Origin of the sequence: Streptomyces sp. NPDC053079, assembly GCF_044546695.1 — a bacterium.
Taxonomy (GTDB): domain Bacteria; phylum Actinomycetota; class Actinomycetes; order Streptomycetales; family Streptomycetaceae; genus Streptomyces.
Genome location: NZ_JBITZJ010000001.1, coordinates 46,672 through 72,085, shown reverse-complemented (window position 1 = coordinate 72,085; position 25,414 = coordinate 46,672). Strand labels below are relative to the sequence as shown.

The following is a 25,414-nucleotide window of genomic DNA, read 5'->3' as shown; positions in this document are numbered from 1 at the left end:
CAGGGCCCGTCGTCCCACCCCGGCCCCTTCTGCCGGTGGTCCCCCTACGGGCCTGCCCGTCTCTACAGCGCCTGCGCCGCCGGCTTCACCAAGTCCCTCACCGTCTTCGCCTTCACGTAGTCGCCCAGCGCCGTCATCTCCCACTCGCCCGAGAACTGGCGGATGAACTTGCACATGAGAACGCCCGTCTTCGGCTCGGACCCGGTCAGGTCGAAGCGGACGAGCTCCTCGCCGGTCTGGGCGTCCAGGAGGCGGCAGTAGGCCTTGGCTACCTCCGTGAACTTCTGGCCGTTGAAGGAGCTGACCGTGAAGACCAGGCCCGTCACCTCGGGCGGCAGACCGCCCATGTGCACGGTGATGCTCTCGTCGTCACCTGAGCCGTCGCCGGTGAGATTGTCGCCGGAGTGCTGGATGGTGCCGTTGAGGATCTGCAGGCGGCCGAAGTAGCAGGCGTCGATCATGTTGCGGTCGGGGCCGTACGCGATGACCGAGGCGTCCAGGTCGATGGCTCGGCTGTTCCAGGCGGGCTCCCAGCCCAGGCCCATCTTCACCGAGCGCGTCAGCGGCCGGCCGCCCTTGACCAGGGACACCGTCTCGTTCTTGCGGAGGCTGACCTTGCCCTTGTCCAGGTTGATCTTGCCCGGGGCCGCGGGCGGGGCCGGCGGCACCGGGGGAGCCGTCGCCGGGACGGGCGGGGCCGTCACGGGAGCCGCCGCCGGGGCCGGCTCCTCCACGGAGACGCCGAAGTCCGTGGCGATGCCCGCCAGGCCGTTGGCGTAGCCCTGGCCGACCGCGCGGACCTTCCAGGCGCCGTTGCGGCGGTAGACCTCCACGACCACCAGTGCCGTCTCCGTGTTCAGCCGGGGCGGGGTGAAGGTGGCGATCACGGAGCCGTCGTCGGCGTTGCGGACGGTCGCGGTCGGCTCGGTGCCGGCGAAGGTCGCGCCCGCGGCGTCGGGGCTCGCGGTGACCACGATCTTCTCGATGCCGGCGGGCACGGCCGCGGTGTCGACGGTGATCCCGTCGGGCGTGGTGCCGGACGCGGCGCGGTGGGTCACACCCGGGCCGGTGGGCTGGTTGTAGAAGACGAAGTCGTCGTCGGAGCGCACCTTGCCGTCGGCGGTGAGCAGCAGGCCCGAGACGTCGAGCCGCACCGGAGCGGTGACGTCCACCGTCACACGGGCGACGGCGAGAGGGATGTTCGAGCCGGGTGTCATAGCGGTCATGCCCCGGGTAACGAGCGACGTCGCTTTACGGTTCCATGACCCGCCGGGCGGGAATTTTCGAACGGTGTCGCCGAGAGGCCTTCGCCGCCTCGCTCGCCGAGGAGCGGGCCAGGCGGCCCCCGAGGTGGGCTTCCTGGCCAAGTCCGTCCGGCTAGCGGGGCGAGACGAAACCGCTCTCGTAGGCGGCGATGACCGCCTGGGTGCGGTCGCGCACCCCCAGCTTGGCGAGCACCCCCGCCACGTGCGTCTTGACCGTGGCGGGGCCCACCGTCATCCGTTCGGCGATCTCGGCGTTCGACAGCCCGGCCGTCATCAGGCGCAGGACCTCCGCCTCCCGCTCCGAGAGCCGCTCCCGCAGCCGTGCCGCCTCGTCGTCGCGGGCGGCGCCGCGGCCGTGGGCGGCGGCCAGGGCGCGCAGGGCGGAGGGGAAGAGCAGCGAGTCGCTGGTGGCCACCAGCCGGATGGCCTGGACGAGTTCGTCGGCGCCCGCGCGCTTGAGCAGGAAGCCGCAGGCGCCGGCGCGCAGCGCGTCGTAGACGTAGCTGTCGTTCTCGAACGTGGTCACCACGATGACGCGCGGCGGGTCCGGCATGCCCGCCATGATCCGCTCGGTGGCGCGGATGCCGTCGACCTCGGGCATCCGGACGTCCATCAGCACGACGTCGGGGCGCAGGCCGCGCACGAGCGACACCGCCTCGGCGCCGGTGGTCGCCTCGCCGACGACCTCCAGGCCGGGCTCGGCGCCCACGATGGCGCGCAGGGCCGTACGGACCAGGTGCTCGTCGTCGGCGAGGACGACGCGTACCGGGGTGGCGCTCATCGGGCGTCACCGCGCAACGGCAGCCGGACCGACAGCCGCCAGACGCCGTCGTGCTCGCCCGCGGTGCTGCTGCCGCGCAGCAGCCGGGCCCGCTCGGCGATGCCGGGCAGGCCACGGCCGCCGCCGGTGCGGCGGGGGGTGGAACCGGGCCGGACGGGGTTCTCCAAGGCGACCTCCAAGTCGTCGTCGTGCAGGGCGATCCGCAGCCGTACGGGCGCCCCGCCCGCGTGCCGCAGGGCGTTGCTGAGCCCTTCCTGCACGATCCGGTACGCCTCGCGGGAGACGACCGGCGGTATCTTCTCCAGGCCGTCGGGCGCGGCGCACTCGACGGTGCCGCCCGCCGCGCGGGTGCGCTGCAGGAGGCCCTCCAGGCCGGTGAGGGTGGGCGTGGGCGCGGCGGAGGCGGGGCCGTCCTCGCGCAGCAGGCCCAGGACGGTGTCGAGTTCGCCGACCGCCTCGCGCGTCGTCTCCTCGATCGCGGCCAGGGCCTGCCGTGCGAACTCGGGGTCGCGATCGAGGACCCTGCGGGCGGCGCTGGCCTGCAGCGTCACGGCGCTCAGGGCGTGCCCGACGGAGTCGTGCAGCTCGCGGGCCAGGCGGTTGCGCAGGGCCAGCCGCATGGCGTGCCGCTCGGCCTCCGCGAGGCGGTCGGCCGCCGTCGGGCCCAGCAGGACGGGGGCCCAGCGCGCCAGCAGGGATCCCGCGGCCCAGGACGTGCCGACGACCAGGGCGAGCATCGCGATCCCGATCAGGGGCATCAGCACCGGCCAGAGGCCGCCGAGCCGGTAGGTGTCCTCCAGCCCGTCCGGAACGCCGGTCAACGGCGCGGCGATCAGCACCGCGGCGAACGGCGGCACGGCCAGCGACATCCCGCTCATGAGGCCGCCGGCCAGCAGATGCAGCGTGTACCAGGCGGCCGTGTTCCTGCGCTCCGCCCACGACCGGCTGGGGCCCGCCGCGAGTTCCGCCTTCGGCACCCCGCACAGCGCCCGTACCGCCCCGGCCTCCAGCGGCCGTGCGAGCGGGTACAGCGCCGTGACGGCGGCCGGGACCAGCGCCATCCCGAGGACGCCGAACTGCCACCACAGGGAGGTGGGGAAGAAGACGTTCGCGCTGGGCACGAACACCGACAGCACCGTGTTGGCGAGCAGGTAGTACGGCATCAGCAGCGCGCCGCCCAGCAGCAGGTGCACCCAGCGCAGCCGGGCGCGGCGCCCCAGCGCCGCGCCCGCCACCCGCCGCGGGGCGGCCCTCACGAGGCGGGGCCCGCGGCCGCCCGCCGGGCGAAGTAGCGGGCGCCGGCCGCGAGTACGAGCAGTCCGACGATCATCTGCACAGCGTAGGTGATCATCATCAGGGGCGTCGCGGCCCGGTCGCCCCCGTTCCCGCCGATCAGCGCCGCGGCCAGCATCCAGCCGCCCCAGCAGCCGACGGCCGCCGAGCCCGTCCCCGCGAGCAGCAACGGCACCCGCAGCGGCAGGACGCGGCCCCCGCGGCGCAGCAGCAGCACCAGGCCGGCGACGGCCACCGCCCCGTACAGCACGTACGCCGCGTCCTGCAGGACGTTGTCCGCGTCGTACTCCCCGGCCAGCGCCGGCGACAGGCCGGACCGCGCGCCGGCCGCCCACATCAGGTGCACGCCCGCCTGCGCGAGGGCGAGCACGGCGGCGGCCGTCGCGGCGATCCGCCGGCCCCGGCCCCGCAGCGCGGCGGACTTCCCGCCGGTGTGCCCCTGCCACAGGTGGGACCACCGCCTGCGGGCGTACAGCACGAACAGGGTGCCCAGGGCCAGGCCCTGGACGATGAACCCGCCGTAGACCACGGAGAAGACCCACTCGTCCAGGAACGGCCGCCCGGCCGAGGGCGCCTCGGCGCTCGTGACCCCCAGCATCCGCAGGGCGACCTGCGCGGGGAAGCCGACCATGATGGGCGTCAGCAGCCCGGTCGCACCCCACATGGGCAGGGCCAGGAGCCAGGACGGCACGCGTCTGCCCCAGGGCCGGGTCAGCAGCAGGGCGAGAACGATCACGCACGCGTCCATGAGCACCGTGACCGCGTTGGCCGCCCGCAGCGTCGTGCCGTTGTCCAGCAGCACGCTGCCCTCGGGGATGCCGATCCGGCTCCCGGCGATCCAGGCCACCTTGAGGGAGAGGTAGGGGGCGCAGGCGACGACGGCCGCCGCCCGCAGGACGCGGCGGGCCGTGGCGTGGTCGTCCCACCCGCGTCCCGTGGCGTCCTGCGACGCGGCGACGGTGGGGGTGGGAAGGGTCGTGATCAGCGGTGTGCGGCTCATGCCACCAGGCTTCCGTGCGGCGGCGCCGTGCGCCTCGGCCCCTGCGGCGGACCTTCTCCTCCGCACGGCGGAACCGCTTCTCCTCCTCACGGCCCGGATCCGCCGGCCGCTCTCCGCCCCGAGGCCAGCGGGTGCCGTGACGGGGCGGGGCGGCGGGCTCGTACAGTGCGTTCATGGTCTCCCAGGACAAGGTCTCCAAGGACGCGGGCGCCGCGGCGCCGGAGCAGCCGGTGCTGCACATCAAGGGGCGGATATTGGTCGGCCCGGACCCCCTGAGCGGGGTGCGCGACGAGCTGTGGGTGGTCGGCGGGCGGATCACCTTCGACCGGCCGGCCGGGGCGCGGGACGTCACCACCGTCGAGGGCTGGGTGCTGCCCGGCCTGGTGGACGCGCACTGCCACGTCGGGCTCGACGCGCACGGCGCGGTCGACGAACAGACCACCGAGAAGCAGGCGTTGACCGAGCGGCACGCGGGCGCGCTGCTGCTGCGCGACGCCGGATCGCCCTCCGACACCCACTGGATCGACGACCGCGAGGACCTGCCGCGCATCATCCGCGCGGGCCGGCACATCGCCCGCACGCGCCGCTACATCCGCAATTACGCGCACGAGATCGAGCCCGAGGACCTGGTGGCGTACGTCGCCCGCGAGGCGCGGCGGGGCGACGGCTGGGTCAAGCTCGTCGGCGACTGGATCGACCGGGAGACGGGCGACCTGGGGGCGTGCTGGCCGCGCGGCGAGGTCGAGGCCGCCATCGCCGAGGCCCACCGGCTGGGCGCCCGCGTCACCGCGCACTGCTTCGCCGAGGAGACCCTCGCCCCGCTGGTGGAGGCGGGCATCGACTGCATCGAGCACGCCACCGGGCTGACCGAGGAGACGATCCCGCTCTTCGCCGAGCGGGGCGTGGCCATCGTGCCGACCCTCGTCAACATCGCCACCTTCCCCCGGCTCGCCGACGCCGGCCAGGGCAAGTTCCCGCGCTGGGCGGACCACATGCGCCGCCTGCACGAGCGCCGCTACCGGACCGTGGGCGCCGCCTACGACGCCGGGATCCCCGTCTACGTCGGCACGGACGCGGGCGGTTCGCTGCCGCACGGGCTGGTCGCCCAGGAGGTCGCGGAGCTGGTCAAGGCGGGCATCCCGGCGTCGGCCGCGCTCGCGGCGACCGCCTGGGGCGCACGGGAATGGCTCGGCCGCCCGGGGCTGGAGGAGGGCGCTCCGGCCGACTTCGTGGTCTACGACGCCGATCCGCGCGCGGACGTACGGGTGCTGGGCGCGCCGCGTCGGATCGTGCTGCGGGGGCGCGTGGTGGCCTGAGCGGTCCGGCCCCGTGGCGGGAGTGGTTGTCCGTTGCGTCTGTGTCGCATGAATCGAATGCGAAGGCGAAACGCATCCTTTGGAGTGAACTGGCGGCGCAGCTCTGTCCGTTCACCACCACCGCATCGAACATTGCGGAGTCGATGCCGTCGGCGCGCGATGTCCCCCATTGGCGCGCCGGCGGCTCCGTTCTCCCGTGGGGGTTCCACACACGTGTCCAGCACCACCAGCTCCTCCTTCGGCATGCCCGCACGCCGGTTGACCACCGTCGCCGTGACGGTCATCGCCACCGCGCTCACCCTGGCCGCCGCGCCCGCGCACGCCACCGAATCCGGCACGGCGACGGCGACCGTCCTGCGCACCGGCCTCGACGTCTCCCTGCTCGGCGGCGCCGCGCACGTACCCCTCAACGCCTCGCTCAACGACGTCAAGGCGCCGGCCGACGCCGGCAGGACCACGCTCGCCGTCACCCTCGACGGAGTCGAACAGGGCAAGCCCGTCACCCTCCTGCGCGCCGACGCCGCCACCTCGCGCGCCACCGCCGACCGCACGGCCGCCAAGGGCTACGCCCGCCTCGTCCGCGCCCGGGTGCACGTCCCCGGCCTGCCGCTGCGCTCCCTCGTCGAGGTCCAGCAGGTCACCTCCGAGGCCGTGTGCGAGGCCGGGAAGAAGCCCACCGCCACCTCCAACGTCCTCGGCAGCGTCTCCGTGCTCGGCAAGAAGGTCACGCTCGACGCCACCGGCCCCACCAAGGTCTCCGTGCCCGGGGTAGGCGACGTACGCCTGGAGCTGTCGAAGACCGCCACCACCTCCCGCACCGCCGCGGCCACCGCGCTCGGCCTCGACGTCTTTGTCGACCCGCTGGCGCTGGGCGTGGCCAAGGTCCGGGGCACGGTGACGCTCGTACGAGCCGGCTGCGAGGCGCCCGCCGGCGCCTCCCCCACGGACCCGAAGCCGCAGACCGCCGCCCGCACGGCCGGCGAACCGCCCGCGAAGAGCAACCTGGCCGAGACCGGCGGCAGTTCCACCACGCCCTACCTCGCCGGCGCGGCCGGACTGCTGCTCGTCGGGGGCGGGGGAGCGGTCGTCGCCGCACGCCGCCGCCGGGCCGGCCGGGCCGAGGACTGACCCCGCGTCAGCCCGCGGAGAGGGCCTCGCCCAGCGCGGCGACGAAGCGGTCCGTGGTCGTACGGTCCCGGACCGCCAGCCGCAGATAATCCGGGCCCAGCCCCGGGAACGTGTCGCCCCGGCGCACCGCGAAGCCCAGCCCGCGCAGCCGGGTCCGTACGGCCGCGGCCCGCTCCAGCCGGATCAGCAGGAACGGCCCGGCCGCCGGACCGCACACCGTCACTTCCGGGAACTCCGCCAGCCGCAACTGCAGATGGGAGCGGTCCGAGGCGATCCGGTCCGCGGCGTGCGCGGCCTCGGCGAGAGCCGGGGGCGCGCTGCACGCCTCCGCCGCCGCGAGCGCCGGCGAGGACACCGGCCACAGCGGCTGCGCCCGCTCCAGCCGGGCTATGGTGCCGGGCGAGGCCAGCACATAGCCGATGCGCAGCCCCGCCAGCCCCCACGTCTTGGTGAGGCTGCGCAGCACCACCAGGCCCGGCAGGTCCGTACGGGCCGCCAGCGACTCCCGCTCGCCCGGCACCGCGTCCATGAACGCCTCGTCCACCACCAGCGTCCGCCCCGGACGGGCCAGCCGGGCCAGCGCCCGGGCCGGGTGGAGGACCGACGTGGGGTTGGTGGGGTTGCCGACGACGACCAGATCCGCGTCCCCGGGCACCGCCCGCGGATCGAACCGGAACCCGTCCGCCGCGTCGAGCAGCACCCGCTCCACCGCGTGCCCGGCGTCCCGCAGGGCCGCCTCCGGCTCCGTGAACTGCGGATGCACCACGACCGGGCGCCGCACCGGCAGCGCCCGCGCCAGCAGCACGAACGCCTCCGCCGCCCCCGCCGTCAGCAGCACCCGCTCCTCGGGCAGCCCGTGCCGCTCCGCCACCGCACGGCGGGCCGCCCGCCCGTCCGGGTACGCGGCCAGCGTGCCGAGCGAGTCGGCTATCCGCTCGCGCAGCCACTGCGGCGGCGTACCGGCCCGCACGTTGACGGCGAGATCGGTCAGTTCCGCGCTCATGCCCCGCACTTCGGCGTCACCGTGGTGGCGCAGGTCGGGTTCGGCGGATGTGTGCATGGCCGCGGACAGCTCTCTTCCGGCTCGGGTAGGTGCAGTACTCACACGGTACTGAGCGCCGACGCGCCCGCGTCAGGCGGGGCCACGGGCGATCGCGCAGGTGGCCTGCGCGGACTTCCGCTTGGCCACGACGAGCACCGCGCCCGGACCGGCCGCCAGCAGGGCGGCGGCCTCGGCGACCCCCGCCGTGCCGAGGGCCCTGCGGGCGGTGTCCGAGGGGTGCGGCACCGGCTGCGCGGCGAGCTCGTGCGGGGCGTACGCCGTGACCGGCACCCCGAGCCGCTCCGCCACCGCCAGCACGCCGGGCTCGGCGGCCCGCACGTCCACCGTGGCCAGGGCCGTCACCGCACCCATGGCCGCGCCCGCTTCGGCGACGGTCCGCTCGACGAGCGCGAGCACCTCGTCCGCCGCGGCGTCCCGGCAGGCGCCGACGCCGACACACAGCGAGGTCACCTCGGGCCCGCCGCGGCGGCGACGAAACGGTCCGCGGTGCCGGGGGCTCCGGCCCAGTGCACATGCAGGTACGAGGCGTGCACGGTGCCCTGGACGAAGCCCTCGACGCGCCGCTGCGGGTGCGTCAGCCCCCAGGCGGGGGACGCGCCCGCGCCCGGCTCGATCACCGTGCGGTGGAACTCGTGCCCGCGCACGCGCGTGCCCGCCGGGGCCAGGACGTTGTCCGCGATCGCCACGGCCTCGCGGTAGCCGAGCGTCAGCCGCTCCGACATCCGGGCCTCCGCCGGCAGGACCCCGCACATCGGCTTTCCGTCCAGCGAACGGGCGAGATAGAGCAGGCCCGCACACTCGGCGGCGACGGGCGCGCCGGTGGCCGCGAGGTCGGCCACGGCCTTGCGGAGGGGTTCGTTGGCGGAGAGTTCGGGGGCGTACATCTCGGGGAAGCCGCCGCCGATGAGGATGCCGCGGGTGTCGGCGGGCAGTTCCTCGTCGCGGAGGGGGTCGAAGGTGACGACCTGTGCGCCGGCGGCTTGGAGCAGTTCGGCGTGCTCGGCGTACGAGAAGGTGAACGCGGCACCGCCGGCTACGGCGATGACGGGGGCATGATCCAGCCCGTCCGGCGTTTGAGGACCGGGGTCCGGGGCGGAGCCCCGGTTACGGGAAGGGGCGGGGTGGGGGAGAGGCTCGCCGCAGGCGCTCCACGGCTCGGCTTCCAGCGGCGGGGCCGAGCGGGCCACGGCCAGCAGGGCCTCGAGGTCACAGCCGTCGCGTACCCGCGCGGCGAAAGCCGCCACCGCGTCCACCGCCTCCGCGCTGCGTTCGGCGACCGGCACCAAGCCCAAGTGGCGCGACGGCGTATGGATCTGGCCGGCGCGCCGCACGGCCCCGAGCACCGGCACCCCCGACTCCGCCAGCGCCTCCCGCAGCAGCTCCTCGTGCCGGTCCGAGCCGACCTTGTTGAGGATCACGCCCGCCACCCGCACCTCGGGGTCCCAGGCCGCGAAGCCGTGCACCAGCGCCGCCACCGACCGCGACTGCGACGACGCGTCGACGACGAGCACCACCGGCGCCCGCAGCAGCTTCGCCACGTGCGCCGTCGACGCCAGCTCGCCCTGGCCGGCCGCACCGTCGTACAGCCCCATCACGCCCTCGACCACCGCGAGGTCGCAGCCCGCCGCCCCGTGCAGGAACAGCGGGGCGATCCGCTCCGGGCCGCACATCCAGGCGTCCAGGTTGCGGCCGGGGCGACCGGTCGCGAGGGAGTGATAGCCGGGGTCGATGTAGTCCGGGCCGACCTTGTGCGGCGACACGGCCAGCCCGGCGTCCGTGAAGGCCCGCATCAGGCCGGTGGCCACCGTGGTCTTGCCGCTGCCGGACGCCGGGGCGGCGACGACCAGGCGGGGGATGTGCGTACTCACCACTCGATGCCCCGCTGGCCCTTCTGACCGGTGTCCATCGGGTGCTTGACCTTCGACATGTCCGTCACCAGATCCGCGAACTCCACCAGCTTCTCCGGCGCGTTGCGGCCCGTGATCACCACATGCTGGGTGCCCGGACGGTTGCGCAGCACCTCGACCACCTCATCGGTGTCGATCCAGCCCCAGTGCATCGGGTACGCGAACTCGTCCAGCACGTACAGCTTGTACTTCTCCGCCGCCAGGTCGCGCTTGACCTGCTCCCAGCCCTCGCGCGCCTTCTCCTCATTGCTGAGCCCTCCTTCTCCCGCAGGGGACCGCTGGATCCAGGACCAGCCCTCGCCCATCTTGTGCCAGTCGACCGTGCCGCCCTCGCCCGAGGCGCCGAGGACGCGCAGCGCGTTCTCCTCGCCGACCTTCCACTTCGCGGACTTCACGAACTGGAACACCCCGATCGGCCAGCCCTGGTTCCACGCCCGCAGCGCCAGGCCGAAGGCCGCCGTCGACTTGCCCTTGCCGATGCCGGTGTGGACGAAGACCAGCGGACGGTTGCGCCGCTGGCGCGTGGTGAGCCCGTCGTCCGGTACGACGGTCGGCTGTCCCTTGGGCATTACGCGGCCCTCCTCGAGTTCGTGTTCCGTACGGTACGCACCAGCGCGGAGACGTTGTCCGCGCGCAGCTCGTCGAGCGTCACGACCGGGCCGCCCAGGGCGAGCCCCAGCTCGCCCGCCAGCCCGAGCCGCACCGGCCCCGACTCGCAGTCCACGACGACCGACGCCGTGCCCTCGCCGGCCAGCAGGCGCGCCGCCCGCGAGGCCCGCTCCAGCGGCTCGGGGCCGCCGGTGGCCCGGCCGTCGGTCACCACGACCAGCAGCGGGCGGCGCGACGGGTCGCGCAGGCGCTCCACCCGCAGCACCTCGTGCGCCTGCAGCAGCCCCGCGGCCAGCGGCGTACGACCACCGGTCGGCAGCTTCTCCAGCCGCGCCGCGCCCGCCTCCACCGAGGATGTCGGCGGCAGCGCCACCTCCGCCTCCGCGCCCCGGAAGGTGATCATGCCGATCTTGTCGCGGCGCTGGTACGCGTCCAGCAGCAGCGACAGCACCGCGCCCTTGACGGCGCTCATCCGCTTGCGCGCCGCCATGGAGCCGGAGGCGTCGACGACGAACAGCACCAGATTGCCCTCACGGCCCTCGCGCACCGCCTCGCGCAGATCGTCGCGCCGCACCACCAGCCCGGGGCCGCTGCGCCCGCGCGCCCGCTGGTGCGGGGCCGCGGCCTGCACGGTCGCGGCGACGTGCAGCTTGCCGAGGGTGCCACCGCGGGGGCGGCGCGCCCCCGTCGTACGCCCGTGCGCGGTGAGCGCGCGCGACCGGCGACCGTCGGCGCCCTCGCCGAGGCCGGGCACGTCGAACCGGCGCGTGCGGAAGGGGTCGGCGGCGGCGACGGCGGGGGCCTCGGGGGCAACGCCGCCGGAGCCGGACGCCGGGGCTTCCTGCGGGGCGGGCGCGTCGGAGCCCTCCCGCTGCTGCGGCACGTCGGGGGTGCCGTCGGGGCCCGGACCGTCCTGCGGGGGCTGCTGCCCGCCGCCGTCGGGGCCGTCGGGGCCCTCGCCGTCCGGGTCCGGACCCTCGGGCTCCGGATCCGGCTCGGGCTCCGGCTCGTCGTCCTCGAACCGGTCGAGGATCTCGTCGAGCTTGTCCTCGTCCAGACCGGGCGCGTCGAACGGATTGCGCCGGCGCCGGTGCGGCAGCGACAGCAACGCCGCCTGCCGGACGTCCGCCGTCGTCACGTCCGTACGCCCCGCCCACGCGGCGAGCGCGCTCGCGGTGCGCGCGGTCACGATGTCGGCGCGCATGCCGTCCACCTCGAACCCGGCGCACACGGCGGCGATGCGGCGCAGCGCGCCGTCCCCGAGCCGGACGCCCGGCAGCAGCGCCCGCGCGGCGGCGATGCGCTCGCGCAGCGCGTCCTCCTCGGCGGCCCACTTGGCGGCGAACGCCGCCGGGTCCTCGTCGTAGGCCAGGCGCCGGCGCACGACCTCGACGCGCTCGTCGGTCTCCCGCGAGGCCGCGACCTCGACGGTCAGCCCGAACCGGTCGAGGAGCTGCGGGCGCAGCTCGCCCTCCTCGGGGTTCATGGTGCCGACGAGGAGGAAGCGGGACGCGTGACGGACGGAGACGCCTTCGCGCTCGACGTAGGAGGCGCCCATCGCTGCCGCGTCGAGCAAGAGGTCCACCAGGTGGTCGTGGAGAAGGTTGACCTCGTCGACGTACAGCACGCCTCGGTGCGCGTCGGCCAGCAGGCCGGGCTCGAAGGCCTTCACGCCCTCGGACAGGGCCCGCTCGATGTCGAGAGCGCCGACGAGTCGGTCCTCCGAGGCTCCGACGGGCAGTTCGACCATCCGCGCGGGCCGGGTGTCGCTCAAGGCATCGGCCCCGTGCGGCCCGTCCGGACACGCCGGGTCCGGCGACGTCGGGTCACAGGAGAACCTGCAGCCGTCGATGACGGCGACCGGCGGCATCAGCGTCGCGACACCGCGAACTGCCGTCGACTTGGCCGTGCCCTTCTCGCCCCGTACGAGCACACCGCCCACAGCTGGGGAGACGGCATTCAGCAGGAGAGCCAGGCGCAGATCCTCCATGCCGACGATCGCAGTGAAGGGATAGGTGGTGTTCATGCGCTGGTCACTCCTTCGAGGGGTTCTCGCCGAATGCGTCGGCCGTTGCCGCAGTTGAGGGTCATGCTTGCCTTCTGCTCCCCGCACCGGCGGGGTTGGTCCGCTGCTCGGCGATCACTTCGTTGAAGCCCTGCTGTGCTCCCCGCTCGTGCGGGGATTCCCCTACTCACGGCGCCCCCGGCGGTATGAACGGGTAGCCGTTCGGCACGGGCACCCCGTCCTCGATGAGCCGCAGCAGCGCATCCGTGTCCGCGTGCTCCTCGATCAGATCCCCCAGCCGGTCCAGCTGTTCCTCCCGCAGCCCCGCGAACGACGTGTCCGGCGCCGGAACGAACGCCCGCCCGGCCGCCTTCGCCACCCGCCGCAGGAACGCGCGCCGGAAGCCGTCGCTCTCCAGCGAGCCGTGCCAGTGCGTGCCCCACACGGCGCCGACCCGGCAGCCGTCCAGGAACGGTTCGTCGCCGCCCAGGACCTCGGCGACGCCGTGGTGGATCTCGTACCCCTCCACCCGCTCGCCCAGGGCCTCGCCCACCGGCCGGGCCAGGGTCTTGTCGACCGCGAACCGCACCCGCACCGGCAGCAGGCCCAGGCCCTCGACCGAACCGGCCCGTGACTCCACCTCGTCGTCGATCCGCTCGCCCAGCACCTGGAAGCCGCCGCAGATGCCGAGCACCGGGCGGCCCTCGGCGGCCCGGCGGGCCAGGGCCTCCGCCAGGCCACGCTCACGCAGCCACGCCAGGGCCCGGACCGTCCCGCGCGTACCCGGCACCACGACCAGGTCGGCGTCCGCGAGCTCCTCGGGGCGGTCGACGAAGCGGACGACCACGCCCGGCTCGGCCGCGAGGGCGTCCACGTCCGTGAAGTTGGACATCAGCGGCACCGCGCACACCGCCACGCGCAGCACGTCGGCGCCGTGCGGCGGGGCCACCACCGACTCGCGGACGGCGCCGCGCAGCGAGACGCGCAGGCCGTCCTCCTCGTCGATGCCCAGGCCGTGGGCGAACGGCAGTACGCCGAACGTCCGCCGGCCCGTCAGAGCGTGCAGCATGTCCAGGCCCGGCTCCAGCAGGGAGACGTCGCCCCGGAACTTGTTGACGATGTAGCCCGCTATCAGCTCCTGGTCCTCGGGCGAGAGCAGCGCCGTGGTGCCGAAGAAGGACGCGAAGACCCCGCCGCGGTCGATGTCGCCGACCACCACCACCGGCAGCCGGCCCGCGCGGGCGATGCCCATGTTGACGATGTCGCTGCGGCGCAGGTTGATCTCCGCCGGGCTGCCCGCGCCCTCGCAGATCACCGCGTCGTGCGTACGCCGCAGTTCCTCGAGGCACTCGGTCACCGTGCCGAACAACTGCTCCTGCCGGCCCGCGTGGTAGCCGCGGGCGCTGAGCTCGCCGACCGGCTTGCCCATGAGCACGACCTGGCTGCTCCGGTCACCGCCGGGCTTGAGCAGCACGGGGTTCATCAGAGCGCTCGGCTCGACGCGGGCGGCCGCGGCCTGCATGGCCTGGGCGCGCCCTATCTCCGCTCCCTCGCGCGTGACGAAGGAGTTGAGCGACATGTTCTGCGCCTTGAACGGCGCGACCTTGACGCCCTTGCGGACCAGCCAGCGGCAGATGCCGGCCGTCACCACGCTCTTGCCCGCGTCCGAGGTGGTCCCGGCCACCAGCAGGCCCCCGCCCGGCGGGCGTGCGGGCCCGCTCCTGTCGGCTGTCACCGATTCCTCCTTCTGGCGAAATGTGCGAGGGAGAGCCTGCCCACCACGGCGGTCCCCAGGGCCAGCAGCGATACCCGGCGCGAGAGCCGCACCGCGCGTTCGATGTCCGCCACGGCCACGGGCCGGTTCTCCGCGCCCAGGACGGGGCGGTGTTCGACGCGGCCGGCGTAGGCGAGGGTGCCGCCCAGGCGGACCCCGAGGGCGCCGGCGAAGGCGGCCTCGACCGGGCCGGCGTTGGGGCTGGGGTGGCGGGCGGCGTCGCGCCGGGCCACGCGCCAGGCGCCGCGCGGGTCGGGACCGGCGAGGACGGCGAGGGCGGCGGTGAGGCGGGCGCCGGGCCAGCCGACGACGTCGTCGAGGCGGGCCGAGGCCCAGCCGAACCGCCGGTGGCGCGGCGACTTGTGGCCGACCATGGCGTCGAGGGTGTTGACCGCGCGGAAGCCCACCAGGCCGGGCACCCCGGCGAGGGCTCCCCAGACGAGGGCGCCCACGACGGCGTCGGAGGTGTTCTCGGCGACGGATTCGACGACGGCCCGGGCGATCTGCTGCCCGTCCAGCGCCTGCGGGTCGCGGCCGCACAGGTGCGGCAGCCGTTCCCGGGCGACCTCGATGTCGCCGGCCTCCAGGGCTCCGCCGACCGCCCGTGCCTCGCGGCCCAGGGTCGTACCGCCGAGCACGGCCCAGGTCGCGGCGGCGGTCAGCGCGGCGCCGGCGGCGGGGGAGCGGCGCGCGGTACGGGCCAGCAGCCCGGCGGCGGCCGCCGTGCCGCCCGCGCACAGCAGCGCGTGCAGGGTGCCGTAGCCGCGGTGGTCGCGCCACAGGCGCTCCTCGACGGCCTGCGCGGCGCGGCCGAACGCGGCGACGGGGTGGCCGCGGCGCGGGTCGCCCACCACGAGGTCGCAGGCGAAGCCGAGCGCGGCGCCGCAGACGAAGGCGAGATGCTTCCCGGTCAGGTTCCCGGTGATGTCCCCGGTCAGGTTCCCGGGCGTGTGATCACTGCGCGTCGGGCGCATCGGATCAGGCCGCCGTCACACCGTGGCGGGGGCGGCGCACCGGGGGCACAGGGGGCGCGAAGGGCAGGGGGCGACGGCAGCCGGGCATGGCGATGTGTCCTCACTCAGGGTCCGCGCCCTGGCTCGACGTGACCGGCGACCAGAGTCTCCTGGCTCCCGGATCGGCGTCGCCCCCGGCCTTCCGGTCCGCGGACCGCGGACCGTGGCCCTGGAATCGGGGGGACACTCCCCGGTGACAGTGGCGGGACCGCGCCGGATTCGCACCGGCTTCCTCTGCTGTCGCCGTTTGGCTCCGGAAGTCCACCACGGCCCGGGAAGGGCAGTCAACTCACCCTGACCTGCGGTGAGGCTGCCGGTCACGGGTGGGGCGGCGGGCGACGCGGGCAACGGCGAAGCGCCGGTCCGGCGGGTGCCGGACCGGCGCTTCGTGCGCGGGATGTGCTGCGGTCGCGTCAGGCGACGATCAGGTAGATGCCGTATCCCACGGCGGCCGCGCACAGCGCGAAGCAGGTGTACGCGCCGGTGCGCGCCACCGAGCTCGGGCCGGCCGCCGGGGCGGTGGCGGCGGTGGCGGCCTTGCGGGACGTGCCCACGATGCCGAGGGTGAAGACGGCCACGAGGCCGAGGGTGGCCACGAGGCTGACGCCGAAGACCTGGCCGAGTGCTGCCCAGTCGATGTTCATGGTGGTTCTCCTCCGTTGCCCGGCGGTCAGCCGGCCGTCGCGGGGGCAGGGGCGGGAGTGGCGGCCGGGGCGGCTGCCGGGGCGGCGGTGGGGCCGGCGACCGGGCCGGCCGGCGGCGGGGCGACGGCCTGGAGGGCCGCGGTGACCACGCCGACGGGCTCGGCCGGGACGGAGACGCCCTGCGGCTCGTTGAGGTCGTTGACGTTGTCGTGCGTGACCGGCTTGCGGCGCGAGGCCACCCAGATGGCGCCGCAGGCGGCCAGGGCCAGGACGGCGACCGCGGCGACGCCCCAGTCGCCCTGGTCGGCCAGGAGCGCGGCGCCGGCGCCGACGAGGCCGGCGGCCGGGAGGGTCAGGCCCCAGGCGGCGACCATGCGGCCGGCGGTGGACCAGCGGACCACGCCGCCCTTGCGGCCGAGCCCCGCGCCCATGACGGCGCCGGAGCAGACCTGGGTGGTGGAGAGCGCGAAGCCGATGTGGGAGGAGGCCAGGATGGTGACGGCGGCGCCGGTCTGGGCGGCGAAGCCCTGCGGCGGCTGGATGTCGGCCAGGCCCTTGCCGAGGGTGCGGATGATGCGCCAGCCGCCGAGGTAGGTGCCGAGCGCGATGGCGATACCGGCGGAGGCGATGACCCACATCGGCGGGTCGGCGTCCGCGCCGAGGGCGCCGCCGGAGATCAGCGCGAGGGTGATGACGCCCATGGTCTTCTGCGCGTCGTTGGTGCCGTGGGCGAGGGAGACCAGGGCGGCCGAGGCGATCTGGCCGGCGCGGTAGCCCTTGGCGCTGGCCTCGGGGTCGGTGTTGCGCGCCAGGCGGTAGGTCATCCGGGTCGCCAGCACGGTCGCCAGGCCGGCCACGACCGGGGCGACGACGGCGGGGATGAGGACCTTCATGACGACGGCGTCACCGTGGACGGCGTCGGTGCCCACCGAGGCGATGGTCGCGCCGATCAGGCCGCCGAACAGCGCGTGCGAGGAGCTGGAGGGCAGGCCCGCGAGCCAGGTGAGCAGGTTCCAGACGATCGCGCCGACCAGGCCGGCGAAGATGATCTCCGGCCGGATGCCTGATTCGTCGACGATGCCCTTGGAGATCGTCGCCGCGACCTCCACGGACAGGAACGCGCCGACGAGATTGAGCACGGCCGACATGGCCACCGCGACCTTGGGCTTGAGGGCCCCGGTGGAGATGGTGGTGGCCATGGCGTTGGCCGTGTCGTGGAAGCCGTTCGTAAAGTCGAACACCAAGGCCGTGACGATCACGATCCCGATGAGAAGCGTGATGTTTTCCATTCACCCAGGCAATCAGCTCGATGGTCAGTACGCGGCGACCGTAGGGACCCTGGGTGAACGGAAGGTGAACTGGGACGGGCAGGTCGATGACGCGAACCGGAGGCGAAGACCGATGAGGGAGTTCGAACAGGCGGGGGCCGCGCGGGACGACATACCGCGCATCTGGGCCCAGGTCGTGGCCACCGCCCGCCGCACCACCGCCGACGGGCTCGTGGTGGGCACGTCCGGCAACGTCTCCGCGCGCGTCGGCGACGTGGTCCTTGTCACTCCCACCGGCGTCCCCTACGACCGGCTGGGCCCCGGCGACGCGGTCGGCGTGGACCTCGACGGCCGTCAGGTCCTGGGCGACCTCGCGCCCACCAGCGAGCTGCCGATGCACCTGGCCGTCTACCGCTCCACCGACGCCGCCGCGATCGTGCACACCCACGCCGTGCACGCCACGGCCGTCTCCACGCTCGTCACCGAGGTGCCGCTGATCCACTACATGGCCGCCGCCCTCGGCGGGCCGGTCCGCGTCGCCCCCTACGCCCTCTACGGCACGGAGGAGCTGGCCGCCCACATGCTGCGGGCCCTCGACGGCCGCACCGGCTGCCTCCTGCAGAACCACGGCACCCTCACCTACGGCGCCACCCTCGACCAGGCCTACGACCGCACCGCACAGCTGGAGTGGATGTGCCGGGTCTGGCTCACCGCCGCCGCCGTCCCCGGCCACACCCCCTCGCTGCTCGGCCCCGGGCTCCTGGACGAGGCGGCCGCCAAGCTGCGGGGCTACGGACAGCGCGGCTGATCCCCCACTGGCCGCGCCCGCCGGGCGCGCCCACACTGGAAGGCGATGGTGCTGCGCACAGTGGCGGCCGCGGCCGCCACCACGCTGATCGGTGCCGGGGCGGCCGCGGTGGCGGCCGGGCGGTACGCCGGTGACGCTGCCCTGAAGGCGGACCCCGGCCGTCCGCCGCCCGGCGAGCCCCGGCTCGCCCTCCACGACGTCACCGGCGCCACCGTCACCCTCGGCCGTACCCCCGCCGCCCTGCTCCCGGGCACCTACGGGCTCGCGGGGCGGGGTGTGCACGCCGTCGTCGGGCCCGTCATCGCGGACGTCTCGCACCCGCACGACCGGGTGATCCGCCGCCTGGACCGCGTCACCCGGGGCGCCCTGCGCCCCGGCGAGCGCGTCTGGCTCACCCCGCAGGTGCACGCCGGCAACCCCCGCGACGCCCTCGGCCTGGACCACGCCGAGGTGGACGTCCCCGGCGAGATGGGACCGCTGCCCGCGTGGTTCGTGCCCGGCGGCCGCGACACCTGGGTGATCACCGTGCACGGCCTGGGTGCCACCCGCGAGCACCCCATGAACGTCATGCCGTTCCTGCACGGCCAGCGGCTGCCCGTGCTCGACATCGCGTACCGCGGCGACCCCGGCGCACCCCGGCCGCCCCATGGAATCGGCCACTTCGGCGCCGGTGAATGGCGGGATCTCGACGCCGCCATCCGCTACGCGCTGCGCTACGGCGCCCGCCGGGTGGTCCTGCACGGCTGGTCCACCGGCGCCACCATGGCCCTGCTGGCCGCCCGGAACTCCGCGCTGAGCAGCCGCGTCAGCGGCCTCGTCCTGGACTCCCCGGTCCTCGACTGGCCGGCCGCGCTGCGCGCCCTCGCCGGCCGCCGCGTCCCGGCAGCCCTCATTCCGCTTGCGGTCCGGGCGACCGAGGGCCGCACCGGCCTCGCACCCCACGCCCTCCTCGCGGCGGCCGACCCCGCCGCCCTGCCCATGCCGACGCTCCTCGTGCACGGCCGCGACGACACCCTCGCGCCCCTGGCCCTCTCCCGTGAACTCGCCGCGGGGCGACCGGAACTGATCACTTTGCGGGCCGTGCGCGGAGCCGGTCACGCCGGGTCCTGGAACGTCGATCCGCAGGGCTACGAAGAGGCCCTGCGACGCTTCCTGGTCCCCCTCATGTAGGGCGCCCGCAGCCCGTACCCGGCTCCTTCCCGACGGCCCACCACCGGTCGTCAGCGGCCGGATAGTTGGTTCCGATTGGGTTTTCGGAGCGTGAACGGCAAGACTGCTCCTGTGACGTCCCGTACTCCGCGCGACTCCCGGCTCAGACTCGTTCCCCGACAGCCGATCGCCGCCGCCCGCCGGGCCGTGGCGAACCGGGGCTCCCGGCCGGCTCCCCGCCCGCCCGCGGGCACCCCGGCCCGTCCGGAACTCGCCCGGCAGGCGAGAGGCGGACTGACCGGCGCGGTCCGCCTGGCCCGCTGGGCGGCCGCCGAATGCGGCCGCGGCGCCACACTGCGGCCGGGCACGGCCGGGGGGATGGACGAGGAGACGCTCGAGCGGGCCGCCGCCGAGCTGGGACTGACCACCGGCCAGGTACGCACCGACTGGGACCGGGCCCGCCTCGCCGGCCTCCTCGAACTGCACGGCGGCACCGCCCGCCCCGGCTGGCGCCTGCAGGCCTGGGACCGCGACGACAGCGCCGTGCTGCGCGGCTGGGTCGCGCTCTTCGACGCCTGGTCCCTCGCCCACCCCGAACCCGCCGGCACCGACTCCACCATCGCCGCCGAGGTCGTCGAGGCGGCCCCCCAGCTGCTGTCGGTCATGCACCTGTCGGCCGGCCCCGTCTCCGTGGCGATGCTCCTGGACCTGCTGCAGCAGCGCGTCGCCGAGATCCGGGCCGAGCGCTGCGAGGTCCCCTACGGCCCGCCGCCCGTGCCCGCCCCCGCCCCGGCCGCCCCCGTCGGCGACCCGCTGCCCGAGCTGCTCGACTGGGCCCTGGAGGCGCTCGCCTCCGTCGGCGCCCTGATCATGCGCGGCGGTACCGGCCCCCGGGCCGAGGCCGTCCTGACGCCGCTCGGCAACTGGGCCGTGTGGGTCAAGCTCGAACAGATCTGCGTCGCCGCCCAGAGCCCCGCCGGCAACATCGAGCTGTCCGCCGAGGCCATGCTCCGCGGCTGCGCCGACCTCACCCCCGGCCCCGCCCGCGCCGAGTACCGCGCCTGGCTCGCCGCCCGGCCCGTGCGCAGCGCCGTCGAGGAGCTCCTCGACACCGCCCGCGGCGACGACGCGATGGTGCGCGGCCTCGCCTTCGAGGCGCTGCGCGCGGTGGGCGCCCCCGCCGAACCGGCGGTGCGGGCGGTGGCCGGCGAGCCGGTCCTGCGCCCGTACGCCCTGCTGTGGCTCGCCGAGCACGAGGGACACGACCCCGAGGAGGCCGCGGAGGTCCTCACCCGGGAGGAGGCGACCTGGCTGTGGGTGGACACGGCCGCGGCCGTCGCCGACCACGGCGAGAGCAGGCTGCTGGTGCGCCACCTCGAGTCGGCCGTGCAGGGCACCGTGCCGGGCCTGCTGGAGGAGGTCCGGGCCGTGGGCCACCCCCGCACGGTCCAGGTCCTCGTCGCCCTGGCCGCGGCGCACCCCGACCCGGCCCTGGCCAAGGCGGTCCGCCGGGCGGCCTTCCAGGTCCACCGGGGCGGGGCGTAGGCGCGAGGCCCGGGGTGCCCCCGGGCCTCAGGCCGTGAGCTCCGGCCCCTTCGGGGCGTACGTGCCGAAGCTCCACAGGTTCCCGCCGACGTCGCGCGCCATGTAGTCCCGCGACCCGTACTCCTGGTCCGTCGGCGGCATCAGGATCTCCGCACCGTGCTCCACGGCCCGCCGGTGGTGGGCGTCCGTGTCCTCCACCACGACGTAGATGCCGCTGGCCCCCGAGTCCTTCATGGCCTCGTCGAACACCCCGCCCCGGCCCCTGGAGCCGATCATCACCAGGCCGTTGCCGTAGACCAGCTCCGCGTGCAGGACCGTGCCGTCCTCGCTCTCGTACAGCGCGGTCCGGGTGAAGCCGAAGGCCTCGGTCAGCTGCCGGATCGCCGCCTTCGCGTCCTGGTACAGCAGCGCCGGGCAGATGGTCGGTGCGGTCGTGCTCGTGCCTGCCATGCGTTCGCTCCTCGCTCTGGTTGTCACCGGAAACCGATCGGAATCAGCGGAAGGTGTCGCAGCGTCCCATGTCGCCGGTGGAGTAGCCGGTGGAGAACCACTGGCGGCGCTGGGCCGCCGAGCCGTGCGTCCAGCTCTCCGGTGTGACCCGGCCCTGGAACTTCTCCTGGATGCGGTCGTCGCCGACCGCCGCGGCCGCGGACAGGCCGTCGTCGATGTCGGCCTGCGTCAGCTGCTTGACCAGTGGCCGGCCGGTGGACTTCTCGGGCGTCGTGGTCGCGTGCCGGGCCCAGACCCCGGCGTAGCAGTCGGCCTGCAGCTCGACCTTGACGGAGTTGCTGTCGGCGCCCGTGCGCCGGTCCTGGGCGCGGCCGAGGGTGCCGGTCAGGTTCTGGACGTGGTGCCCGTACTCGTGGGCCACCACGTAGGCCTGGGCGAAGGGGCCGCCGCTCGCGCCGAACTTCGACCGCAGGTCGTCGAAGAAGCCCAGGTCCAGATAGACCTTGCGGTCGCCCGGGCAGTAGAAGGGGCCGACCTCCGAGGAGGCGGCCCCGCAGGCGGTGCGGACCTGGCCGGTGAAGAAGACCGTGGAGGCGGGCGTGTACGTGCCCGAGCGGCGGGCGAACTCCTGGCTCCAGAACGACTGGGCGCTGTTGACGACCGCCACGATCCGGCAGTCCTCGCGGGTATTGGCGTCCCGGCCCGTGCGGCAGCTGCCGGAGACCTGCGCGTCCGTACTCGCGGTGCCCCGCGTCGCCGGTTCCTGTGAGGTGAGACCCAGCTCACCCGGGCCGATGCCGAAGAACAGCCCCAGCACCAGGGCGATCAGCCCCGCGATCCCGCCGCCGATCGTGAGCCCGCCGCCGGGGATCCCGCCCCGCTGGTCCTGAACCTGGGAGGTGTCGAGATCCGCGTCGTCGTCGAACTGCACTGCGCACCGCCTCTCCGGCCGTCCCGCGCTCCGCTCTCCCGCCAGGTTTTTCCACCCCGAGTATCCGCGAATCACCCCTTCTCCGCCCTTTTCGAAGCGCGGGGGCGGGGGGCGCCCGGCGGGCGACCCCGGAAATCGGCTTGCGCGCCCCCGTTAGACTGGGGCCTATGGCATTCCTCCTCGTGCATTAGACGGCGTCATAGCGACCCCAGCCCGTCCCACCGCCGTCCACCCTGCTCAGGAGTAGAACCCCCGTGATCACCGCCTCCGGCATCGAGCTGCGCGCCGGCGCACGCGTCCTCATCGAGTCCGCTTCCTTCCGCATCGCCAAGGGCGACCGCGTCGGCCTGGTCGGCCGCAACGGCGCGGGCAAGACCACCCTCACCAAGTGCCTCGCCGGCGAGGGCATCCCCGCGGCGGGCACCATCGCCCGCTCCGGCGAGGTCGGCTACCTCCCGCAGGACCCCCGCACCGGCGACCTCGACGTGCTCGCCCGCGACCGCATCCTCTCCGCCCGCGGCCTGGACTCCGTCCTGCGCAAGATGCGCGAGAACGAGGACCGGATGGCCAACGGCAAGGGCGCCACCCGCGAGAAGGCGATGAAGAAGTACGAGCGCCTGGAGACGGAGTTCCTGACCAAGGGCGGTTACGCCGCCGAGGCGGAGGCCGCGACCATCGCCGCCAGCCTGGGCCTGCCCGACCGCATCCTCACCCAGCCGCTGCACACCCTCTCCGGCGGTCAGCGCCGCCGCGTGGAGCTGGCCCGGATCCTCTTCTCCGACGCCGACACGCTCCTCCTCGACGAGCCCACCAACCACCTCGACGCCGACTCCATCGCCTGGCTGAGGGACTACCTCAAGACCTACCGCGGCGGCTTCATCGTCATCTCCCACGACGTCGACCTCGTCGAGACGGTCGTCAACAAGGTCTTCTACCTCGACGCCAACCGCTCGGCCATCGACGTCTACAACATGGGCTGGAAGCTCTACCAGCAGCAGCGCGAGGCCGACGAGAAGCGCCGCAAGCGCGAGCGCCAGAACGCCGAGAAGAAGGCCGCGGCCCTCAACGCCCAGGCCGACAAGATGCGCGCCAAGGCCACCAAGACCGTCGCCGCGCAGAACATGGCCCGCCGCGCCGACAAGCTGCTCTCCGGCCTGGAGGCGGCCCGCGTCTCCGACAAGGTCGCCAAGCTGCGCTTCCCCGACCCGGCCCCCTGCGGCAAGACCCCGCTGATGGCCGAGGGCCTGTCGAAGTCCTACGGCTCGCTGGAGATCTTCACCGACGTCGACCTGGCCATCGACAAGGGCTCCCGCGTCGTCATCCTCGGCCTCAACGGCGCCGGCAAGACCACCCTGCTGCGCCTGCTCGCCGGCACCGAGAAGTCCGACACCGGGCAGGTCACGCCCGGTCACGGCCTCAAGCTCGGCTACTACGCCCAGGAGCACGAGACGCTCGACCCGGACCGCACGGTGCTGGAGAACATGCGCTCCGCCGCGCCCGACCTCGACCTCGTCGAGGTGCGCAAGACGCTGGGCTCCTTCCTGTTCTCCGGCGACGACGTCGACAAGCCCGCCGGCGTGCTCTCCGGCGGCGAGAAGACCCGGCTCGCGCTGGCCACCCTCGTCGTCTCCTCGGCCAACGTCCTCCTGCTGGACGAGCCCACCAACAACCTCGACCCCGCCAGCCGCGAGGAGATCCTCGGCGCGCTGCGGACGTACAAGGGCGCGGTGGTCCTGGTGACGCACGACGAGGGCGCCGTCGAGGCCCTGGAGCCCGAGCGGATCATCCTGCTGCCGGACGGCATCGAGGACCTGTGGGGCCCGGACTACGCGGACCTGGTGTCTCTCGCCTGATCCGCCGCCCGGCGCCGGGCGCGGTCTCTTGATCAGTGTCGTCCCGATCATTCGGCCGACAGGTGATCCATCATCTGAGTGAGTACGGCTCGTACCCCGATGGCGCCGGGTGCTCCGGCGCATGCGCTGCGTGAGGTGCGGGGCGCCGTTCGCGCCGTGCGGGAGAGGCCCCCGCCTGACCTGCTTCTTCGTCCCGCCACCCGTACGGCCGTACGAGCCCGATCGCTCGGAATCGCCTGCTCCGGGCGCTGCTGCGGCCGGATTTTCCGGACGTCCGTTCCCCTCGACTTCTCATGGACCTTGCCGAATGGGTGGCCATGAGGCCGCCAAGGGGTGATCATGAGAGTCAAGAGGCGCATCTCCCATGAGGAGGCACGGGTGGCCGAGACTCTGAAGAAGGGCAGCCGGGTGACCGGCGCCGCGCGCGAAAAGCTCGCGGCAGACCTGAAGAAGAAGTACGACTCCGGTGCGAGCATCAGGGCGCTGGCCGAAGAGACCGGCCGCTCCTACGGCTTCGTTCACCGGATGCTGAGCGAATCCGGCGTGGTCCTGCGGGGCCGCGGCGGAGCCACGCGCGGCAAGAAGGCCGCCTCGGCCTGACGCCGCGCACCTGAGAGCACAGCAGTCAGAGCACAGCAGTCAGGACAGTCACCACCCGGTCGGCCGACCGGCCCTCCGGGTGGTTACTGTGCAGTCAACCAACGCGACTGCGGCCGATTCCGGAGGCCCCCATGACTGCCCGCAAGACCCTGCTCGACCAGGACGGCGTACAGCTCACCGTCGATGACGCGGTTGCCACCGTCACCCTCACCCATCCCGCCAAGCGCAACGCCCAGTCGCCTGCGCTGTGGCGGGCCCTGGCCGAGGCGGGACGGCTGCTGCCGGGCGCCGTGCGCGTCGTGGTGCTGAGGGGAGAGGGCAAGTCCTTCTCCGCGGGCCTCGACCGTCAGGCGTTCACGCCCGAGGGCTTCGACGGCGAGCCGTCCTTCCTCGACCTCGCACGCGGCAGCGACGAGGCGCTGGACGCCGAAATCGCCACGTACCAGCAGGCGTTCACCTGGTGGCGGCGGACCGACATCGTCTCCATAGCCGCCGTCCAGGGCCATGCCATCGGCGCGGGCTTCCAGCTCGCCCTGGCCTGCGACCTGCGGGTGTGCGCGGACGACGCGCAGTTCGCGATGCGCGAGACCAGCCTGGGCCTGGTGCCCGACCTCGCCGGCACCCACCCCCTGGTGTCGCTGGTGGGTTACGCCCGCGCCCTGGAGATCTGCGCGACCGGCCGCTTCGTCCACGCGGCCGAGGCCGAGCGCATGGGCCTGGCCAACGTGGTCGTTCCGCTCGGCGAACTGGCCGCCGCCACGGACGATTTGACGGCGGCCCTGCTGGCCGCGCCCCGGGACGCGGTCATCGAGACGAAGGCGCTGCTGCGGGGCGCCGCCGACCGTACCTACGACGACCAGCGCGTCGCCGAGCGCGCCGCCCAGGCCCGCCGGCTGCGGGACCTGGCCGGCCTGGGCGACTAGCCCGCCCCTCCCCGGTGAGGCCCGCCCCACCCGAATGGCGGGCTTCACCCGGACTTCCCCCGCATCGGCCGCGCGGCTCGGGGTAACCC

23 protein-coding genes and 1 riboswitch are annotated in these 25,414 nt (G+C 74.5%); of the genes, 8 read left to right on the top strand and 15 right to left on the bottom strand.

Annotated elements, in window-relative coordinates:
* Nucleotides 1–62: 62 nt before the first annotated feature.
* The 4 genes from ACIGXW_RS00370 to ACIGXW_RS00355 form a co-directional block, all read right to left on the bottom strand.
* Complete coding sequence (locus ACIGXW_RS00370) at nucleotides 63–1,217, bottom strand: TerD family protein (RefSeq protein WP_399570746.1); 1,155 nt, start codon at nucleotides 1,215–1,217, stop codon at nucleotides 63–65.
* Nucleotides 1,218–1,377: 160 nt separating this feature from the next.
* Nucleotides 1,378–2,046, bottom strand: a complete 669-nt coding sequence (locus tag ACIGXW_RS00365; RefSeq protein WP_071965110.1) for a response regulator transcription factor — start codon at nucleotides 2,044–2,046, stop codon at nucleotides 1,378–1,380.
* Nucleotides 2,043–3,302, bottom strand: a complete 1,260-nt coding sequence (locus tag ACIGXW_RS00360) for a sensor histidine kinase (RefSeq protein ID WP_399568391.1) — start codon at nucleotides 3,300–3,302, stop codon at nucleotides 2,043–2,045. Before ACIGXW_RS00360 ends, ACIGXW_RS00365 begins: the two co-directional genes overlap by 4 nt.
* Complete coding sequence (locus tag ACIGXW_RS00355; protein ID WP_399568388.1) at nucleotides 3,299–4,339, bottom strand: hypothetical protein; 1,041 nt, start codon at nucleotides 4,337–4,339, stop codon at nucleotides 3,299–3,301. The genes ACIGXW_RS00360 and ACIGXW_RS00355 overlap by 4 nt, the downstream gene beginning before the upstream one ends.
* Before the next feature lie 173 nt (nucleotides 4,340–4,512).
* On the opposite strand from ACIGXW_RS00355, the gene ACIGXW_RS00350 reads away from it, so the two are divergent.
* Nucleotides 4,513–5,655 carry an amidohydrolase family protein gene (locus tag ACIGXW_RS00350; protein ID WP_360916313.1) on the top strand — a complete coding sequence of 381 codons (1,143 nt, stop codon included), beginning with the start codon at nucleotides 4,513–4,515 and terminating at the stop codon, nucleotides 5,653–5,655.
* Between the two features lie 213 nt (nucleotides 5,656–5,868).
* Nucleotides 5,869–6,783, top strand: a complete 915-nt coding sequence (locus ACIGXW_RS00345; protein ID WP_399568386.1) for an SCO1860 family LAETG-anchored protein — start codon at nucleotides 5,869–5,871, stop codon at nucleotides 6,781–6,783.
* 7 nt (nucleotides 6,784–6,790) lie between these two features.
* On the opposite strand, the gene cobC is transcribed toward ACIGXW_RS00345, so the two are convergent.
* The 9 genes from cobC to ACIGXW_RS00300 all read right to left on the bottom strand — a co-directional run bounded on the left by cobC (nucleotide 6,791) and on the right by ACIGXW_RS00300 (nucleotide 17,087).
* Entirely contained in the window at nucleotides 6,791–7,843 is a 1,053-nt protein-coding gene (gene cobC / locus ACIGXW_RS00340; RefSeq protein ID WP_399568383.1) for an Rv2231c family pyridoxal phosphate-dependent protein CobC, read from the bottom strand.
* 72 nt (nucleotides 7,844–7,915) lie between these two features.
* Nucleotides 7,916–8,296: a cobalamin biosynthesis protein gene (locus tag ACIGXW_RS00335; RefSeq protein ID WP_399568382.1), complete on the bottom strand. Its 381-nt coding sequence runs from the start codon at nucleotides 8,294–8,296 to the stop codon at nucleotides 7,916–7,918.
* Nucleotides 8,293–9,717: a cobyrinate a,c-diamide synthase gene (locus ACIGXW_RS00330; RefSeq protein WP_399568379.1), complete on the bottom strand. Its 1,425-nt coding sequence runs from the start codon at nucleotides 9,715–9,717 to the stop codon at nucleotides 8,293–8,295. Before ACIGXW_RS00330 ends, ACIGXW_RS00335 begins: the two co-directional genes overlap by 4 nt.
* Entirely contained in the window at nucleotides 9,711–10,322 is a 612-nt protein-coding gene (gene cobO, locus ACIGXW_RS00325; RefSeq protein ID WP_399568376.1) for a cob(I)yrinic acid a,c-diamide adenosyltransferase, read from the bottom strand. Before cobO ends, ACIGXW_RS00330 begins: the two co-directional genes overlap by 7 nt.
* Entirely contained in the window at nucleotides 10,322–12,388 is a 2,067-nt protein-coding gene (locus tag ACIGXW_RS00320) for a putative cobaltochelatase (RefSeq protein WP_399568373.1), read from the bottom strand. Before ACIGXW_RS00320 ends, cobO begins: the two co-directional genes overlap by 1 nt.
* A 166-nt stretch (nucleotides 12,389–12,554) precedes the next feature.
* A complete protein-coding gene (locus ACIGXW_RS00315; protein WP_399568371.1) occupies nucleotides 12,555–14,102 on the bottom strand; it encodes a cobyric acid synthase in 1,548 nt (515 codons plus the stop codon).
* Complete coding sequence (locus ACIGXW_RS00310; protein WP_399568369.1) at nucleotides 14,099–15,115, bottom strand: cobalamin biosynthesis protein; 1,017 nt, start codon at nucleotides 15,113–15,115, stop codon at nucleotides 14,099–14,101. The genes ACIGXW_RS00315 and ACIGXW_RS00310 overlap by 4 nt, the downstream gene beginning before the upstream one ends.
* Nucleotides 15,116–15,257: 142 nt before the next feature.
* Nucleotides 15,258–15,390: riboswitch (cobalamin riboswitch) on the bottom strand.
* A gap of 177 nt (nucleotides 15,391–15,567) precedes the next feature.
* Nucleotides 15,568–15,798: a hypothetical protein gene (locus tag ACIGXW_RS00305; protein WP_399568367.1), complete on the bottom strand. Its 231-nt coding sequence runs from the start codon at nucleotides 15,796–15,798 to the stop codon at nucleotides 15,568–15,570.
* Between the two features lie 26 nt (nucleotides 15,799–15,824).
* Nucleotides 15,825–17,087 (bottom strand): anion permease, encoded by a 1,263-nt coding sequence (locus ACIGXW_RS00300; RefSeq protein ID WP_399568365.1) that lies wholly within the window; start codon nucleotides 17,085–17,087, stop codon nucleotides 15,825–15,827.
* A gap of 112 nt (nucleotides 17,088–17,199) precedes the next feature.
* Here ACIGXW_RS00300 and ACIGXW_RS00295 point away from each other — a divergent pair, with 112 nt between their 5' ends.
* The 3 genes from ACIGXW_RS00295 (at nucleotide 17,200) to ACIGXW_RS00285 (ending at nucleotide 20,568) form a co-directional block, all read left to right on the top strand.
* The gene (locus ACIGXW_RS00295; protein ID WP_399568363.1) at nucleotides 17,200–17,874 is read left to right on the top strand and encodes a class II aldolase/adducin family protein; all 675 of its coding nucleotides are present in this window, start codon (nucleotides 17,200–17,202) and stop codon (nucleotides 17,872–17,874) included.
* Between the two features lie 45 nt (nucleotides 17,875–17,919).
* The gene (locus ACIGXW_RS00290; protein WP_399568361.1) at nucleotides 17,920–19,044 is read left to right on the top strand and encodes an alpha/beta hydrolase; all 1,125 of its coding nucleotides are present in this window, start codon (nucleotides 17,920–17,922) and stop codon (nucleotides 19,042–19,044) included.
* A gap of 111 nt (nucleotides 19,045–19,155) precedes the next feature.
* On the top strand, nucleotides 19,156–20,568 hold the full coding sequence (locus tag ACIGXW_RS00285; protein WP_399568359.1) for a hypothetical protein: 1,413 nt from the start codon (nucleotides 19,156–19,158) through the stop codon (nucleotides 20,566–20,568).
* Between the two features lie 27 nt (nucleotides 20,569–20,595).
* Here the strand turns inward: ACIGXW_RS00285 and ACIGXW_RS00280 are convergent, their stop codons facing one another.
* The gene (locus ACIGXW_RS00280) at nucleotides 20,596–21,018 is read right to left on the bottom strand and encodes a VOC family protein (protein ID WP_071962435.1); all 423 of its coding nucleotides are present in this window, start codon (nucleotides 21,016–21,018) and stop codon (nucleotides 20,596–20,598) included.
* Nucleotides 21,019–21,061: 43 nt separating this feature from the next.
* The gene (locus tag ACIGXW_RS00275) at nucleotides 21,062–21,949 is read right to left on the bottom strand and encodes a neutral zinc metallopeptidase (protein WP_399568356.1); all 888 of its coding nucleotides are present in this window, start codon (nucleotides 21,947–21,949) and stop codon (nucleotides 21,062–21,064) included.
* A 254-nt stretch (nucleotides 21,950–22,203) separates the two neighbouring features.
* Here ACIGXW_RS00275 and ACIGXW_RS00270 point away from each other — a divergent pair, with 254 nt between their 5' ends.
* From ACIGXW_RS00270 to ACIGXW_RS00260, 3 genes are all read left to right on the top strand, one after another.
* Nucleotides 22,204–23,802, top strand: coding sequence for an ABC-F family ATP-binding cassette domain-containing protein (locus tag ACIGXW_RS00270; protein ID WP_071962433.1), 1,599 nt, complete (start codon nucleotides 22,204–22,206; stop codon nucleotides 23,800–23,802).
* Between the two features lie 378 nt (nucleotides 23,803–24,180).
* Complete coding sequence (locus tag ACIGXW_RS00265; RefSeq protein WP_006606369.1) at nucleotides 24,181–24,402, top strand: helix-turn-helix domain-containing protein; 222 nt, start codon at nucleotides 24,181–24,183, stop codon at nucleotides 24,400–24,402.
* A gap of 131 nt (nucleotides 24,403–24,533) precedes the next feature.
* Nucleotides 24,534–25,325: an enoyl-CoA hydratase/isomerase family protein gene (locus ACIGXW_RS00260; protein WP_399568353.1), complete on the top strand. Its 792-nt coding sequence runs from the start codon at nucleotides 24,534–24,536 to the stop codon at nucleotides 25,323–25,325.
* Nucleotides 25,326–25,414 lie beyond the last annotated feature (89 nt).